This is a genomic window from Acidaminococcus nyctereutis (assembly GCF_052216985.1).
Classification (GTDB): Bacteria; Bacillota; Negativicutes; order Acidaminococcales; family Acidaminococcaceae; genus Acidaminococcus; species Acidaminococcus fermentans_A.
The window spans coordinates 16,588-31,529 of record NZ_JBQOUY010000018.1 but is presented as its reverse complement, the minus strand read 5'-3'; the positions used below and the strand labels follow the sequence as shown (position 1 = coordinate 31,529).

Annotated in this window: 14 protein-coding genes; 11 read left to right on the top strand and 3 right to left on the bottom strand. The window is 49.6% G+C overall.

Annotation, left to right across the window (positions count from 1 at the left end):
* Window positions 1-53 precede the first annotated feature (53 nt).
* Complete coding sequence (gene pyk, locus ACTUHY_RS09090) at window positions 54-1,802, top strand: pyruvate kinase (protein WP_442827482.1); 1,749 nt, start codon at window positions 54-56, stop codon at window positions 1,800-1,802.
* A gap of 149 nt (window positions 1,803-1,951) precedes the next feature.
* Complete coding sequence (locus ACTUHY_RS09085; protein WP_442827481.1) at window positions 1,952-2,320, top strand: four helix bundle protein; 369 nt, start codon at window positions 1,952-1,954, stop codon at window positions 2,318-2,320.
* A 242-nt stretch (window positions 2,321-2,562) separates the two neighbouring features.
* Here ACTUHY_RS09085 and ACTUHY_RS09080 read toward each other — a convergent pair whose 3' ends face one another.
* The gene (locus ACTUHY_RS09080; protein ID WP_442827480.1) at window positions 2,563-3,645 is read right to left on the bottom strand and encodes an acyltransferase; all 1,083 of its coding nucleotides are present in this window, start codon (window positions 3,643-3,645) and stop codon (window positions 2,563-2,565) included.
* Window positions 3,646-3,772: 127 nt separating this feature from the next.
* Here ACTUHY_RS09080 and ACTUHY_RS09075 point away from each other — a divergent pair, with 127 nt between their 5' ends.
* The 5 genes from ACTUHY_RS09075 (at window position 3,773) to tnpA (ending at window position 10,954) form a co-directional block, all read left to right on the top strand.
* Entirely contained in the window at window positions 3,773-4,351 is a 579-nt protein-coding gene (locus ACTUHY_RS09075) for a hypothetical protein (RefSeq protein WP_442827479.1), read from the top strand.
* Between the two features lie 253 nt (window positions 4,352-4,604).
* A complete protein-coding gene (gene trkA / locus ACTUHY_RS09070) occupies window positions 4,605-5,960 on the top strand; it encodes a Trk system potassium transporter TrkA (RefSeq protein ID WP_442827478.1) in 1,356 nt (451 codons plus the stop codon).
* Window positions 5,961-5,975: 15 nt separating this feature from the next.
* A complete protein-coding gene (locus tag ACTUHY_RS09065; RefSeq protein ID WP_442827477.1) occupies window positions 5,976-7,418 on the top strand; it encodes a TrkH family potassium uptake protein in 1,443 nt (480 codons plus the stop codon).
* Between the two features lie 643 nt (window positions 7,419-8,061).
* Window positions 8,062-10,272 (top strand): autotransporter outer membrane beta-barrel domain-containing protein, encoded by a 2,211-nt coding sequence (locus tag ACTUHY_RS09060; protein WP_442827476.1) that lies wholly within the window; start codon window positions 8,062-8,064, stop codon window positions 10,270-10,272.
* 139 nt (window positions 10,273-10,411) lie between these two features.
* Complete coding sequence (tnpA, locus tag ACTUHY_RS09055) at window positions 10,412-10,954, top strand: IS66 family insertion sequence element accessory protein TnpA (RefSeq protein WP_442827475.1); 543 nt, start codon at window positions 10,412-10,414, stop codon at window positions 10,952-10,954.
* Between the two features lie 521 nt (window positions 10,955-11,475).
* On the opposite strand, the gene ACTUHY_RS09050 is transcribed toward tnpA, so the two are convergent.
* Together ACTUHY_RS09050 and ACTUHY_RS09045 are read right to left on the bottom strand one after the other, a co-directional pair.
* On the bottom strand, window positions 11,476-11,754 hold the full coding sequence (locus ACTUHY_RS09050) for a hypothetical protein (RefSeq protein ID WP_442827474.1): 279 nt from the start codon (window positions 11,752-11,754) through the stop codon (window positions 11,476-11,478).
* A 105-nt stretch (window positions 11,755-11,859) separates the two neighbouring features.
* Window positions 11,860-12,285 (bottom strand): Rpn family recombination-promoting nuclease/putative transposase, encoded by a 426-nt coding sequence (locus tag ACTUHY_RS09045; RefSeq protein WP_442827473.1) that lies wholly within the window; start codon window positions 12,283-12,285, stop codon window positions 11,860-11,862.
* Window positions 12,286-12,705: 420 nt separating this feature from the next.
* Between ACTUHY_RS09045 and ACTUHY_RS09040 the strand changes: the two genes are divergently transcribed.
* From ACTUHY_RS09040 to ACTUHY_RS09025, 4 genes are all read left to right on the top strand, one after another.
* Window positions 12,706-13,578 carry a Fic family protein gene (locus ACTUHY_RS09040; RefSeq protein WP_442827472.1) on the top strand — a complete coding sequence of 291 codons (873 nt, stop codon included), beginning with the start codon at window positions 12,706-12,708 and terminating at the stop codon, window positions 13,576-13,578.
* Between the two features lie 11 nt (window positions 13,579-13,589).
* Window positions 13,590-13,919, top strand: a complete 330-nt coding sequence (locus ACTUHY_RS09035; RefSeq protein WP_442827471.1) for a hypothetical protein — start codon at window positions 13,590-13,592, stop codon at window positions 13,917-13,919.
* Window positions 13,920-14,261: 342 nt separating this feature from the next.
* Window positions 14,262-14,528 carry a DUF4160 domain-containing protein gene (locus ACTUHY_RS09030; protein ID WP_442827470.1) on the top strand — a complete coding sequence of 89 codons (267 nt, stop codon included), beginning with the start codon at window positions 14,262-14,264 and terminating at the stop codon, window positions 14,526-14,528.
* Between the two features lie 4 nt (window positions 14,529-14,532).
* Window positions 14,533-14,832, top strand: coding sequence for a DUF2442 domain-containing protein (locus ACTUHY_RS09025; RefSeq protein WP_442827469.1), 300 nt, complete (start codon window positions 14,533-14,535; stop codon window positions 14,830-14,832).
* Window positions 14,833-14,942: the final 110 nt, after the last annotated feature.

Here is a 14,942-nt window from a genome sequence, read left to right as displayed (position 1 = left end):
GAAAAGTCCGGGCTTTTATAAGTCCGGACTTTTTTTCAGAGGGGGAAACTTTTATGAAAAAGACGAAAATCATCTGTACCCTTGGTCCGGCAACGGATAAGAAAGAGCTGCTGGTGGATATGATCAAGGCAGGGATGGACCTGGCCCGGTTCAACTTCTCCCATGGTTCCCACAGCGAATGTGAAGCCCGGCTGAATCTGCTGAAAGAAGCGGAAAAGGAAGCCGGCCGGCTGGTGGGCTATGTGGCTGATACCAAAGGCCCGGAAATGCGGCTGGGACTCTTCCAGGGAGATAAGACCACCCTGGTGCCCGGCCATGAGTTCATCCTCACCACGGAGAATGTGGAAGGGACGGCAGAAAAGGCCCATGTGAATTATGCCGGCCTCCCGGAAGAAGTGAAACGGGGGGATATCATCCTCCTGAACGATGGGAAACTGTCCCTGGAAGTCCAATCCACGACCCCCACGGAAATCCACACCATCGTGGTGAACGGCGGGGAGATCTCTTCCCGGAAACGGGTAGCAGTCCCTGGAGCTTTCCTGAAACTACCTTTCCTCTCCGAGGCGGATGTATCCGATATCACATTTGCCGCCCAGCACGGTATGACCTATGTGGCGGCTTCCTTCGTGCGGAATGCCCATGATGCCATGGAGATCCGCCGTCTCCTGGAACGGCTGGGGTCTCCCATGGGGATCATCGCCAAGATCGAGAACCAGGAAGGGGTGGACAACATCGATGAGATCCTCCAGGTGGTGGATGGAGTCATGGTGGCCCGTGGGGACTTGGGGGTAGAGATCCCTATGGAAGACGTGCCCATCGTCCAGAAGGAAATCATCGCCAAATGCAACGCCCTGGGCAAGCCGGTGGTCACCGCCACCCAGATGCTGGAAAGCATGATCACCAATTACCGGGCTACCCGGGCCGAAGCCAACGATATCGCCAATTCCATCTTTGACGGAACCGATGCCATCATGCTCAGCGGAGAAACCGCTTCCGGGGCCTATCCTCTGGAAGCCGTCCAGACCATGGCCCGGATCGCCAAACGGACGGAAGAAGCCATCGACTATGTCCAGGTGTTCCAGCACAAGGGCATCGGGGCCCAGGTCCAGATGACCGATGCCATCAGCCATGCCACCGTGCAGATCGCCCAGGAACTGGAAGCCAACGCCATCATGTCCATCACCGAAAGTGGCTATACCGCACGGATGGTAGCCAAATACCGGCCCAAGGCCCATGTGCTGGGGGTTTCTCCCAAAGAAGAGAGCCTGCGCCGGATGAACCTGTACTGGGGTGTTACGCCCCTCCAGGGAGAGAACAAGGCCAGCACCGATGCCCTGATCGATGCGTCCCTGAAGAAAGCCCTGGATACCGGCCTTATCAAGAAAGGCGATTCCCTGGTGGTCACTGCCGGCATGAATGTGGGCAAAGTGGGCAGCACCAACCTGATCCAAGTGGTCAATGTGGGCCAGAAAATCGTTTCCGGCCAGGGCATCGGCAAAAAAGCCACCAGCGGTGTGGTCCTGCGGGTCGAGAAGAAAGCTGATCTGGAACAATTCAAACCGGGCATGATCCTGGCTGTAGTGGCTCTGGAAAACGAAATGGGTACGGCTGCTGCCCAGGCTGGCGGGATCATCGCGGAAGAAGGGGGATTCACCTCTCCCGCTGCCATCATCGGCATCAACTACGGCATCCCCGTGATCGTAGGAGCCAAAGGAGCCATGGAAGCCCTGGAAACCGGCGACCTGGTCACCCTGGACGTGACGACAGGGAGCGTATATGCGGGGAAAATCAATGTGAAGTAAATGGTCTCGAGTCTCGAGTCTCGAGCCGTCGGACAGGACCTGTCCTGCGGCCAGGTCCTTTTGAAGGTGTAGAACCAGAACCGTAATGAATCGGATTTTTGTTGATCTGATTCAAATTTGAACTATTTTATACAGCAGGAGTTGTATTCATGGAATACTCACATAAGAAACTGATCGTTTGGCAAAAAGGAATGCAGCTGGCAAATCGTATTTATGATTTAACGGAAAACTATCCATCTAAGGAAATTTACGGACTGGCTAATCAAATGAGAAGGGCAGCGGTTTCCATTCCCAGCAATATTGCAGAAGGAAGAACGCGGGGAAGCGATAAAGATTTTATACGGTTTTTATTAATTGCCAGGGGTTCTTGTGCTGAACTGGATACACAGTTGCTGCTCAGTGAAGCAAGGGAATATATCACCAGAGAACAGGCAATTCAGGTTTGCCTTTTATGTGACGAAGTCGGTGGTTGTCTGACAAAGTTAATTAAAAGTCTTGAACAAAATCATCGCTTTTGATCAAAAAAAATCCTGCCTCATAGAGGCGGGATTTTTTTATTCATATCATACAATCGACAAGCAATGGAACACCATGACATTTTACAAACAGGGTTCTGCATCTTCAAAGGAAACTGTGCAGGCAGTTTCCCTCCAGAGGCTCGAGACTCGAGACTCGAGACCCGAGACCTGCTCTGCAGCTTTGGAATCCGGACTTCCGACTAGAAGCGGTGACCAGTGACCAGTGACAGCAGCAAAAGCCTTCAGGTTTTTGCTGCTCTGAATCGATGCCAGATTTCTGCCCCTCCCCATGACAACAGGAGTACGGCCATGTAAAACGCTTCCATCGGAACCTGTCTGATCCCTATGGTCCGGTTCAGCACATTTTCCAGCTGATCGATGAATACGGGGTGGATCAGATAGATCACGAAGGAACGGTCGCTCATGCTTTTCAGGGCTCTTTTCAGAGGATAGCGGCCGCTCTGGAGCACCATGCTGAAGAAGAGGACCGAGGCTATGGTGTACACCAGCCCGGGCAGGCTCAGCTGCTGCAGATAGTTCACCGTGTTCTCGTAGGGCATCTGCCATTTGAAGGTCCACCGATAGAACAGCCAGGTATTGCAGCCGGCACTGGCGGCAAAGAAGGCTGTCAGCAGGGCTTTGTGCCGGGTGATCAGTGCTTTGAAACCTTTATAGTGCCGGGCGATGACCCCGCCCAGCATGAAGATGAACAGGTAGAAGAAGGGGAAATAATTCAAGCGATAATTGCACAGGTTCAGCAGAATTGGGCTGGAAGCAATCCATTGGGGATAGGTCCAGAAGTGGAAATTCCCTTCAAACAGCAGCAGCTGGGCAATGAACAGCATGGGCAGAGCCACCTTCAGCCCGATTTTTTCCATGGCCCGCATCAGGCTGCGCCAGAGAGGGAAGAGTAGATAGAACCAGATCAGGATCACCAGGAAATAGATATGGTACTGGGCCGTGCCGAAAAACAGGGAAAACAGGATATTGGACGGATCCAGCACGCTCATATCCCGGTTCAAAAAGGCGTAGTAGCAGAGATAGAACAGGGAGGCCAGCAGGTAGGGGCGGCCGATGCTTTTCAGCCTCTTCTTCAGGAAAGCTCCGTAATCCAGACGCTCTTCCAGCGGTTTGCTGTAGAAGAGTCCATAGCCAGAAATGAAGAAGAAGGCCGGGACGCTGTAACGGCTCAGGATATTGGTGATGAGCACCAGGAAAGGAGAGGCTTCGGCATCGGTGACGGCCATGCTGCCCACATGGATGGCAATGACCCCCAGCATGCAGATGCCCCGGAGATTGTCGAATACAAGATTGCGCTGTTTCACAGAAAACTCCTTTTTCAGTAAGGGTAATATATCTATCTTTTCATTATAATTTCCGGTGAAATCTTTCTCAACCCCCTTTTGCTTGCCTTTTTCTGCTCAGCTGATTACAATAGAAAAAGACACAAACATGACAGAGGGAAAGGGAGGGATCATCGTGGAAAACAACATCCGTCTGCTGGTCCGGGGAGCCTTGCTCCTGGCCATCGGGGCGCTCAGCCAGCAGCTGCGGCTGGTACTGCCCCTGCCCGTCCCTGTCATGACCCTGCTCATCGGCACCCTGGTGAACGCCCTCCTGGTGCTGGCAGGGCGGTTCACCACCCGGCTCCTTGCCTGGGCCATCTGTGTGGCCCTGGCGGTCATCGCCTTTTTCCAGGGCCATATCCTGGGTCCCGTAGTGCCGGTGATCGCCCTGGGGAATGGCATGTACGTGGAACTGGCCCGCAGTCTTCCCCGAGGCCCGGCTCTTTTCCTGGGGGCTCCCTTGGGGAAGACCTTGGTGTTGGGCATCGGCATGGTGGGGGCGTTGCATCTCCTCCAGCTGCCCTGGAACGCCATCAATAAGACCCTGTCCCTCTTCCTGCCCCTCCAGCTGTCCACCGGTATCCTGGGGCTGCTGCTGGCCAAAGGAGTGGAAAAGAGGATCCTGGGCACCCGGACACCGAAAGGCCCCAAAAAATCCACCCCCAGGAAGAATAAAAGGAAATAACAACAGTTTTGTATGAAATGTAACAAACTTGTAGATTTTTTAGGACGGCTGGTGTATAGTAGAAGAGATTGACAAAAGGCCCTCTGGGCGGCCAGGGAAGGGTATGTCCATCCCGGTCACCCGGCGTGAGGTTCCTGCGATTTTATAGATTCATAAGGACTTGGACGAAGGAAAAGTCCTATCCAGCGGCCCGAAACCCGAGACTCGCGACCGGAGACCAGGGGCATCAGCCCCTCACAAAAGGAGTACTGCCATGCAGATCATAGTTGTAGGCTGTGGGAAAGTGGGGCGCAGCATCATTTCCCAGCTGGCCCAAGAAGATAATAATGTGACGGTGATCGATACGGACGCTGCCCTGATCCGGAATATCTCCACCAATTATGATGTGATGGGGATCGTGGGCAACGGTTCCAGCTTCAACATCCTGGCCAAAGCCGACCTGGAACATGCCGATATGCTCATCGCCGTCACAGAAAGCGACGAGGTGAACCTTCTCACCTGCGTCATCGCCAAATTGAACAACAGCCAGTGCCATACCATCGCCCGGGTCCGCAGTCCCCATTATTCCGATGAACGCCATTATCTCCAGAAAGGGCTGAACCTTTCCATGACCATCAACCCGGAAATGGAAGCGGCCAAAGAAATCGCCCGGCTGCTGAATTTCCCCTCGGCCATCGAAATCGTCAGCTTTGCCAAAGACCGGATCGACATGCTCCGTTTCCGGGTGCCTGCCAGTTCCGTGCTCATCGGCCGCTCCCTGAAGGACATCGCCGACCTGACCGTGAACTTGCTGGTGTGCGTCGTCGAACGGAACAACAACATCCTGGTCCCTGACGGCAATACGGTGATCCAGGAAGGGGATATCCTCACCATCATCGCTATGCCCCGGGATGCCCAGGCCTTCTTCAAGAAAATCGGTGTCCGCACCAACAAATGCAAGAATGTGATGATCGTCGGAGGCGGCCAGCTCAGCTATTATCTGACAAAGATGCTCCTGAAGAGCCATACGGATGTGACTATCATCGAACGGGACATGGCCCGGTGCGAGGAACTGGTGGAAGCCCTCCCTGGAGCTGCCATCGACTGTGGAGACGGTACCGAAGAGGAACTGCTGAAAGAAGAACATCTGGAGAGCATGGACGGTTTCGTGGCCTGCACCGGCATGGACGAAGTGAACGCCATCCTTTCCCTCTACGCCCTGAAGCATATGGGGAAGAAAGTGGTCACCAAAGTGAACCATGTGGATTTCGGAGACGTAATCGAAGGGCTCCAGCTGGACAGTATCGTGAACCCCAAGGAACTCACGGCCCAGCAGATCGTCCAGTACGTCCGGGCTGCCGGCAACAGCATGGAATCCAATGTGGAAACCATGTACCGGCTCATGAACGGGCGGGTCGAAGCCCTGGAATTCCTGCTGGATAAGGAATCTCCCATCATCGGGCCCAAACTGGCGGAGATGCAGATCAAGAAGAACGTGCTGATCGCAGGCATCGTCCGGGAAGGGAAGCTGATCATCCCGGGAGGCCAGGACGCCTTCCAGGTAGGGGATACGGTGATCGTGGTCACGACCAATCTGGGCTTCCATGATATCGAAAACATCCTGGCATAAAGGAGCATGACTTCTATGAATTATCCTGTGATCGGGCAGGTACTCTCCTGGATCCTCTGTACCGAGGGGACGCTGATGCTGCTGCCCGGCCTCATTTCTCTCATCTATCGGGAAGACCAGGGCATGGTGTATTTCGCCCTGGCTTTTCTGGCCATTGCCCTGGGTTTCCTCACAGGCCGGCGGAAAATCGCCAACAAGGCCATCTATCAGCGGGAAGGCTTTGTGGCCGTGGGTCTTTCCTGGATCCTCCTGAGCCTTTACGGAGCCATTCCCTTTGTAGTCACGGGGGAGATCCCTTCTTACGTGGATGCGGTGTTTGAAATCGTTTCCGGTTTCACCACCACAGGGTCTTCCATCCTGGGAGATGTGGAGGCCCTGTCCCATACCTCCCTGTTCTGGCGGAGCTTCTCCCACTGGATCGGGGGCATGGGAGTGCTGGTATTCATCCTGATGCTGGTGCCCACGAACCGCGGCGGTACCCAGATGAACCTGATGAAGGCGGAAAGCCCCGGCCCGGATGTATCCAAGTTCGTACCCCGGGTGCGGAATACAGCCATCGTGCTGTACAAGATCTACCTGGGCATGACCCTCCTGATGATCGCTCTCCTGGCCCTGACCGGCATGGACTGGTTCCACAACCTGTGCATCACCTTCGGGACCGCGGGCACCGGGGGATTCGGCGTCCTCAATGACAGCTGCGCCAGCTATACGCCCATCCAGCAGTGGATCATCACCTTGTTCATGATTGCGTTCGGGGTGAATTTCGGCTTCTATTATCTGTTCCTCATCAGCCGTTTCCGGGAAGCCATCGCCATGGAAGAAGTCCGGGCCTATCTGGGGATCATCCTGGCTTCCGGTCTGGCCATCGCCTGGCAGATCCGGGGCCGGTTCGACACTTTGGAAGAGACCCTGCGTGCGTCTTTCTTCCAGGTGGGGAGCATCATGACCACTACCGGATTCAGTACGGTGGATTTCGACCTGTGGCCCAGCTTTTGCAAGTTCATCCTGGTGCTCCTGATGGTGGTGGGGGCCTGTGCCGGCAGTACCGGCGGCGGAGTGAAAGTGAGCCGGGTGGTGCTGACCGGCAAATCCATCGCCCTGGAACTGCGGCAGGTGCTCCATCCCCATGGTGTCCAGCGGATGCGCATGGACGGGAAGACCGTGGATAGCAAAGTACTGAATTCCGTCTACATTTTCCTCATTTCGTATTTCCTGATCTTCTTCCTGTCCATCCTGGCGGTGAGCCTGGACGGATTCAGCCTGGAGACAAACTTCACTGCGGTGGCCGCCACCCTGAACAACATCGGCCCCGGCCTGGCCGGAGTGGGCCCTACAAGGAACTTCAGCGCCTACAGCAGTCCGTCCAAACTGATCCTGATCTTCGACATGCTGGCCGGCCGCCTGGAACTCCTGCCCATGCTGATCCTGTTCTATCCCAGGACCTGGACGAAACATTGATGGGTTGCTGTGCAATATTTGTTTCAATTTTGAGCCGAAAAAAACGGAGCTTTTGTTTCCTTTTTTTCGGCTAATTCTTTTCTGAGGAGTTTTTTACCCATGTATTCTGCTATAATGATATTGCAGAAGAAAAATGGCTCCCTCCCCGGGAAAATACTTTTTCAAGGTGAAATGATGAAATGTTCACAAATAAGACGTGATATTACTGAAATTTTGCATTTTCTTCATTTTGTTATTGTAAAAGATAGAATGTATTGGTATACCAATAAATATCTTATATACGAAAGTATACATTCATGTAAAACAGATGCCTGTGAGATTCTGGTCAAAAGACTGGATATCAGCTGAATCGAATACTTACTGTCATATATCGGGGAGGTACAGGCGTTTGTCTATACCTCTCTTTCTTTATGACAGAATAGAAGCATTGTCCGGTAGTAATATTCTGTATAATCCACCAAATCTAAAAAAGAGTATGGTAACTGTTTTCAAGAAATCTTTGATCGGCCTAAGGAAACTGTTTATGATGACTTTTTCGAAATAGAATGCCGTATCTCAGATATAAAAATTTTCAAGGAGCTGATTTTCTATGAAGAGGAAAAAAGCAACATTGGAAGGAATGATTTTAGGAAGTATCATGGCCATGGCAATTTCGGGTGTAGCCGGAGCTACAGCCAACATCGGGCCTGTAACGGTGGATGGGGCTGCCACTGAAGTATCCGGAGACGGAACGGCAATCACTGCAGGCAAGCCGGGCAGCAATGTTTCCATCGGACAAATGGAAGGAACAGATCCTTACAGCTTTTTCCTGGTAGGGGAACAGAAAGTCAGTGTATCTGGGAAAAAGGTGGATACTTCTGGCATGATGGTGGCACTCGGGTCCGATTTGCAGGTGGGAAATACCAATACGGATACAGTGACCATTACCGGCAACCAGGTTCCCTCTGACAGCAAATCTGCGTGGGGCGAGTATGGAACCATGGCCTATGGTGCAGGCGCCAAGGCTACGGTACAGGCAAAAAATATTGCTGTCAGCACGAAATCTGATGATCCATACGCCGGTGCCGTCTGGGCACAAAACAATACAGGAAACCAAAATGCTCCCAAAGATGCGGCTTCCATTTCCTTAACCGGTGATACCATTTCCATTACGGCTCCCAGCCTGGGAATCGTGAACTATTCCAATGGTCAGATCAATGTTAATGGGGATTTGACATTGACAGCGCCGACGGCTATTTCTGCCCGTGGCTATTCTACGACGAACATCAATACGGATGGGAAACACAGCACGGTGATCAATGGGAATATCGAATTTGAGACACCGGCTACAAAATCCAATCCGCATAACAGCGGTAATGTCATCGATGCCAATGTAAATCTGAATTTGACCGGAGCCGGATCTGTCTGGAATGGACGTGCTTACGAGAAATATCAAGATGAGGGTGCTGCAGAGGAAAGCGAACACTTATCAGGGAATGAATATGTGGGGACTGATACTCATCTCAATTTGACCATGAAAGATGGAGCAACCTGGAACGTGACAGGCGATTCCATCATGGACAATTTGCAGGCAGACGGCAGCACGGTCAATGCCAAGCCTGCAATGACCAGGATGAACAGCAAGATGATGAATCTGAACAGCTCTACGCTGAAATTTGAAGGAAGCGGCCAGCTTATCGATGTGGAATCTCTAGGCGGGAATGATTCCACCATCAATACGTCCAGCTTGGACAACCAGCTGCGGGTCAGCAAACAAAGTGATGCAAAGAATCTGACCATCCATGGAACTGGTGCTATTGCCGATTCCATTGCAAAGGACAGCAGCAATGCGCAGAAACTGGCCGATGTGGCTGTTATGGCCGATTCTGAAAAATCCGTGGCCAGCCGGATTGCTACGGATGAAGGGGTCCTGGCAGGGTCCTATGATTTGAAGGTCACTGACGGCAAAGTGGATCTGGCCAACAGCACTTATACCCCGAATGTGACCAACGTGGGCATTGCTTCCATGGCAACTATGAACCTGATGACCTGGCGTCAGGAAAACAACGACATGAATAAACGGCTGGGTGAACTGCGGGACAGCGAAGGGCAGGAAGGTGTCTGGGCCCGTATGGCCCGGGGTGAAGCCAAGTATGGCGCTCGGAATATGAAGAACCAGTACAATTATTATCAGGTCGGGTATGATACCAAAGTCGGCAAAGGATGGACAGTAGGGGCTGCTTACAGCAAGACTGACGGCAATACCACCTTCAGCCGGGGCAAGAGCGACAATGATCACGACAGCGTTGCCTTTTATGGCTCTTATCTGAGCGACAACGGCAGCTTTGTGGATTTGATTGGAAAATATGCCCGTTTGGATACCGATTACCATGTCATTGGCGGCGTCGGTGATGGAGATTATGACACCAATGCCTACAGCTTCAGTGCCGAATATGGCAAACGGTTCCATGGACAACAGGGATTGTGGATCGAACCACAGGCTGAACTGACTTATGGCCGGGTTGATTCCGCGGACTATACATCTGCCAGAGGAATCCATATCCATCACGACAGCATGGACAGCCTGGTGGGCCGTCTGGGCTTTACAGCAGGCAAAGATATCAAAGCAGGACACCTTTATGTGAGAGCTTCTTACCTGTATGATTTTGACGGCGATACAAACGTGGCCATGAGTTATGATGGAATCCGGGAAAATTACAAGGATGACATCGGCGGCGGCTGGTGGGAAGTTGGTCTGGGTGCCAACTTGAACTTGAGCAAAGCAACGCATCTGTATATGGACGTTGAAAAGACTTATGGCGGTGATGTTGCTACCCCGTGGCAATGGAGCATGGGCGTCAGATATTCTTTCTGATCCAGCCTTTTGTAAAAGATAAGACGCTGCTGCGCCGGGGATGAAAAAAGGGCTGTGAAATAATAGCTCCATGAAAACGAAAAAGGACTTTCGATTCTTGCGGATCGAAAGTCCTTTTTCATGTTAGAATTTAACTGTGATGAAAAACCTAACTGTGTATTATAGTGTAAGCGCTAAAAAATCCGGTGTATGGAATTATCACCTTCAGTTTGAGATAATACGGATGTTAAAAATATCGCACGAAAAAACGAATTTCTCTACGGTGCGCAACGTGTCGTTTTTTTTCGAGCCATTCGTGTCACTCATCTCTGGAGGTGGTTTTGTTTTGGGTGAAATTCAACGCATAAAACATCAGAAGGCTCTGGAATACTGGAGCCAGATTCTAAAGGAGCAGCAGGAAAGCGGCCTTTGCATCAAGGCGTTCTGTCGGTCACGTCAGATGAGCCATCATGCCATGTATTACTGGATCAAGGAACTGAGAGAGGAAGCGCTGTTGGTCAATCCTCAGGCACCTGCCTGTACTACTCAATTTGCGCCCGTCTCTCTGGCTCAGGAGCAACAGCATTCCTGCGGGAAGATGGTCGTCCACGTGGGTTCTGCTTCTCTTGAAATCCCTGCGGGAACCGCTGCGCCAGATTTGCAGCGTACGCTGCAGGTCCTCAAAGAGGTATTCTTGTGTTAATCCGCAACATCACTGCCGACCATATCTACCTGGCCTGTGGATATACGGATATGCGGAAATCCATCGACGGCCTGGCCGTGTCAAGGCCGGACTATAATTGACCCAATGGGTCAAATTGAACCCGGCCTTGACACCATATCAGTCGGATTAAAAAAGCCATTGCTATGAATATGTGAACCCTGGGGGCCAGTCTGACGTCTTTCTTCCTGTTCAAAAGTAGATGCAGCAGCATTTGGCATCCGAAACGATGAACGACAAACGATAAACCCACAGGTTCGCCCAGAGGGTTCCAGCTCCTATCAGGGTAAAAGGACTGCGAGGGAGGGGAAAAGCGGCAGTGTCAGCTGCGTCCTCATTCAAAGGAACCCGGCTACGGGTTCCTTCCATCAGCTCAACGGCAAATGCCCGGCATTTGCCATCCAGAACGACTCACGATGGACGACCAACGATGAACCAAAAGGCCACCGGATTTTCCGGCGGCCTTTTCATGGGGAAGGAAAACGCCCAGGGCGTTTTCCAACCTACAGCAATCCATGCAGTTTCCCCAGTTTCTGGATCTGGTCCAGAGAGTAGTGGGTGATCCGGGAAATGGTCTCCATGGGGATTTTTTCCTTCAGCATGCCAAGGACGTTGGCTTCCCGTTCTTGCTGCATGCCTTCTTCAGCTGCTTCTTTCTGGCGTCTTCTGATTTCATCGCTTAGAATCATATACTCTCGCCTCACTTTATCCATACTTTTTACAAAATGGACTTCCTGATCCAATCTTTCTGCAAAATGTCCTTCCGCTGCTTTTCCGTCCACGTACGGAGAAAAGCAGCGATATCGGGATCTGCTGCCTTTTCACTGCCTTTGCTGTTCAAGAACATCCGGGTTTCCTCGTCCTTTAATTGTACCTTGTTATCCTCTTTACAGCAATGGGTGAAAGTGTAAATGGGGCAGCCCTTTGTGGAAAGGGTCAAAGGTACAAATGAAGATGACGTAGGATGGGTTCAGTTCTTCATACGGTTTGCCTTTGTCCAGCAGCTCTCCATCGATCATGCTCTGGTAAAAGCGGCTGCGTTTGGCCAGGTCGTTCTTGGGAGAATTGGAGCACTGCATCTCGATGTCGTAGACCCGGCCTTCATCGTCCTCTACATAGACATCCAGCCGGACGCTTTTGCCGTCCAGGCGGAGGTCGATGGTCTTTTCGAAATCCTGGTAGTGGAGGGAACGGACTTTGATGTTTACGATTTTTTCGATGAGATGGGTGCAAAGCTGCTCGTTGCGCATGACATGTTGGAAGAGAAAGTTGTCTTGGATGGTGAGTTCGTCAAAGGTCTTGATTTTTTCCATGGTTCTGCCTCCTTATAGAATGGGTATAGAGAATCCATTCGACAAGAAACGAGAACTTCCTTCCTGGTTGGAAAAAGACCGTCATTAAGTGCAAAAAAGTGTTGTAAGAGAAAAAAAGCCAGACACGGCCCTGACGGGCCTTGAGGCGCCAGACGTCAGCTTTGTTCAGCTTAGCAGTAGGGCCGTACTGCTTAACGCTAACAATCTGACGTCTGACTTCTTGAATCTGATATCTGAAAGGTCTGAAGGGCCGGTCCGACATCCTTACTCCTTGTGTTCGTTTGTAAAAAGTGCTATTTTTATAAATAAAGCTCTTTTCATTTATAAAAATAGCACTTTTTATAAATGAAAAATATATCCGATGATAAAAAACCGATTTTGGATTTTGTTATGGAAATCAATTAAAGAGAAAGGAAGTGCATGATGAAATTTGTCTCTTTGTTAAAATTTTATTATAAAAACACACCGGAAGAATACGAAAAAGAATATCAAAAAAGATTTAAGGCTCCATTTGCCAATCATTTCCAAATTCAGATTCATCAATACAATCGAAAGGCATCTTATCCTGCATTTCTTTATTATCCCAATAATTTACTGAATCTCCTGGAAAAATTTTATAAAACTTATGAAAAATTTACTATTATATCATCTAGAGTTCCCAAAGTAGTCTTGTATCAGTTCACACTACTCAGTATTGTAGAGGAAATCAAATCGACTAACGATATAGAGGGGGTCCATAGTACAAGAAAAGAAATTAGAGATATTTTAGAAGAAAAAGGGCCGCAGCTTAGCAAGTTAAAAAGTATAGTTCATAAATATAGAGATTTGATGGGGGAAAAAGAAATTAAATTTAATACCTGTCAGGATATCAGAGAATTTTATGATGAATTTGCACATCAGGAAATTTCGGAAGAAGATCCGAAAAATAGACTGGACGGAGAAATTTTCAGAAAGGGAGAAGTGCTGATAGAAACACCTACAGGGAAGGCCATCCATCAGGGATTATTACCGGAAAATATAATTATAGAAACAATGAATCAGGCACTGGCAATCTTGCATTCAGATGAATACCCTCTGTTGATCAGATTGGCACTGTTTCACTATTTCTTTGTTTATATCCACCCTTTCTATGATGGCAATGGCAGAACTGACAGATTTATTACATCTTACTTTCTGAGCCATGAATTTAATCCTCTATTGGGGGTAAGACTCTCTATTTATATTAAAAGACATCGTTCCAAATATTATAAGATTTTAGAGGAAACGGATAACGAAAAAATCGAGGCGACTTGACACCTTTTGTTATGGGCTTTCTGGAAATATTGATTGGGTCTACAGAGGACACAATTGGACTCTTACAAAGGAAAAATACCCAGTTGCATAAATACGAAGAGAAAATCAATAAATTTAATCTTGCTGACAAATTGCTCAAAGAAGTATATATTCTTCTTTTGCAGGCGGCACTCTTTTATGGAGAAGGCATTTCTATGGCCGATTTAATGAAAGAAACAGATAAAAATAGAGCGACAATCCAGAAAAGACTTGATATGATTCCCCAGGCTCGTTTAATAGTTTCCAAATTAGGGAAAACAAAGTATTATAGACTGAATTTGATGATTTTCAAAGAGGCATGAAAGGAAACCTTTGCTTTTACTCATTAACGATTAACCTACAAGCTTCATACTTACTATCTCTATTTCATGTTGCGGTGCCGTAGGGGCCTCCCGGAGAGCATGACAAGAAATAAGAAACGGTCCTCCTGGGCCTAGAGACAGCTTGATAAGAAATCAGACATGGCCCAAGGGGCCTAGAGACATCAGACGTCAGCTTTGTTCGGCTTAGCAGTAGGGCCGATCTGCTTATCACCAACAAGCTGACGTCTGACTTCTTTTCTATAACAGGGACTAATTTGTACGAGCCGTATAATTGGTTTTGCTTGGCGATTTTGCTATAATTAAATCAAAGGGGGGATGACAATGCCTGAAATTAGCTTGTTTTTTGGAATTCGTATCACTATATACTATAACGATCACAATCCTCCACATATCCATGCTGAATATGCTGGCCAAAAAGCTTTGATTGATATCCAGAATGCATCGGTACTAAAGGGTTTTCTTCCAGGGAGACAATTAAAAATTGTTCTGGCTTGGTGTGTTTTGTATCAGGATGAATTGATGCAGAATTGGGAACTGGTGAAGGCAGGAAAAGAACCCAATCCAGTACCTCCCATGCGGAAAGGGTGATATCATGGATAGACAGCTGATTCCAGAAGTTTTGCAGGTTGTTCCGGGAAAAGGATACAGCTTTTATGCGTATTTCAATGATGGAACGGTGCATTATTATGATGCATCGTCTTTGGTACAGAAACCTGGTGTTTTTCAAAAATTGAAGGATCAAGAGGTCTTTCACGATTGTCTTACGGTCATGAATGGAACGGCCGCATGGGACTTGGAAGGGAAACGGGATCCGCGGAAATGCATAGACATTGATCCTTATGATGTCTATGAGGCACCTGTTGTGAAAGATCCACTGGAGACGGTTGCATAAGAGAGAAAAATAAAAGAAATCAGACACGGCCCTGACGGGCCTTGAGACGCCAGAAGTCAGCTTTGTCCGGCGAAGCAGCAGGTCCGATCTGCTCATCGCCAACAAGTTGA

Coding starts and splice junctions, on each gene's coding strand:
- pyk (WP_442827482.1), top strand. CDS start 54: ATGAAAAAGACGAAAATCATCTGTACCCTTGGTCCGGCAACGGATAAG.
- ACTUHY_RS09085 (WP_442827481.1), top strand. CDS start 1,952: ATGGAATACTCACATAAGAAACTGATCGTTTGGCAAAAAGGAATGCAG.
- ACTUHY_RS09075 (WP_442827479.1), top strand. CDS start 3,773: ATGACAGAGGGAAAGGGAGGGATCATCGTGGAAAACAACATCCGTCTG.
- trkA (WP_442827478.1), top strand. CDS start 4,605: ATGCAGATCATAGTTGTAGGCTGTGGGAAAGTGGGGCGCAGCATCATT.
- ACTUHY_RS09065 (WP_442827477.1), top strand. CDS start 5,976: ATGAATTATCCTGTGATCGGGCAGGTACTCTCCTGGATCCTCTGTACC.
- ACTUHY_RS09060 (WP_442827476.1), top strand. CDS start 8,062: ATGGCAATTTCGGGTGTAGCCGGAGCTACAGCCAACATCGGGCCTGTA.
- tnpA (WP_442827475.1), top strand. CDS start 10,412: ATGAAAAACCTAACTGTGTATTATAGTGTAAGCGCTAAAAAATCCGGT.
- ACTUHY_RS09045 (WP_442827473.1), bottom strand. CDS start 12,285: ATGGAAAAAATCAAGACCTTTGACGAACTCACCATCCAAGACAACTTT.
- ACTUHY_RS09040 (WP_442827472.1), top strand. CDS start 12,706: ATGATGAAATTTGTCTCTTTGTTAAAATTTTATTATAAAAACACACCG.
- ACTUHY_RS09035 (WP_442827471.1), top strand. CDS start 13,590: ATGGGCTTTCTGGAAATATTGATTGGGTCTACAGAGGACACAATTGGA.
- ACTUHY_RS09030 (WP_442827470.1), top strand. CDS start 14,262: ATGCCTGAAATTAGCTTGTTTTTTGGAATTCGTATCACTATATACTAT.
- ACTUHY_RS09025 (WP_442827469.1), top strand. CDS start 14,533: ATGGATAGACAGCTGATTCCAGAAGTTTTGCAGGTTGTTCCGGGAAAA.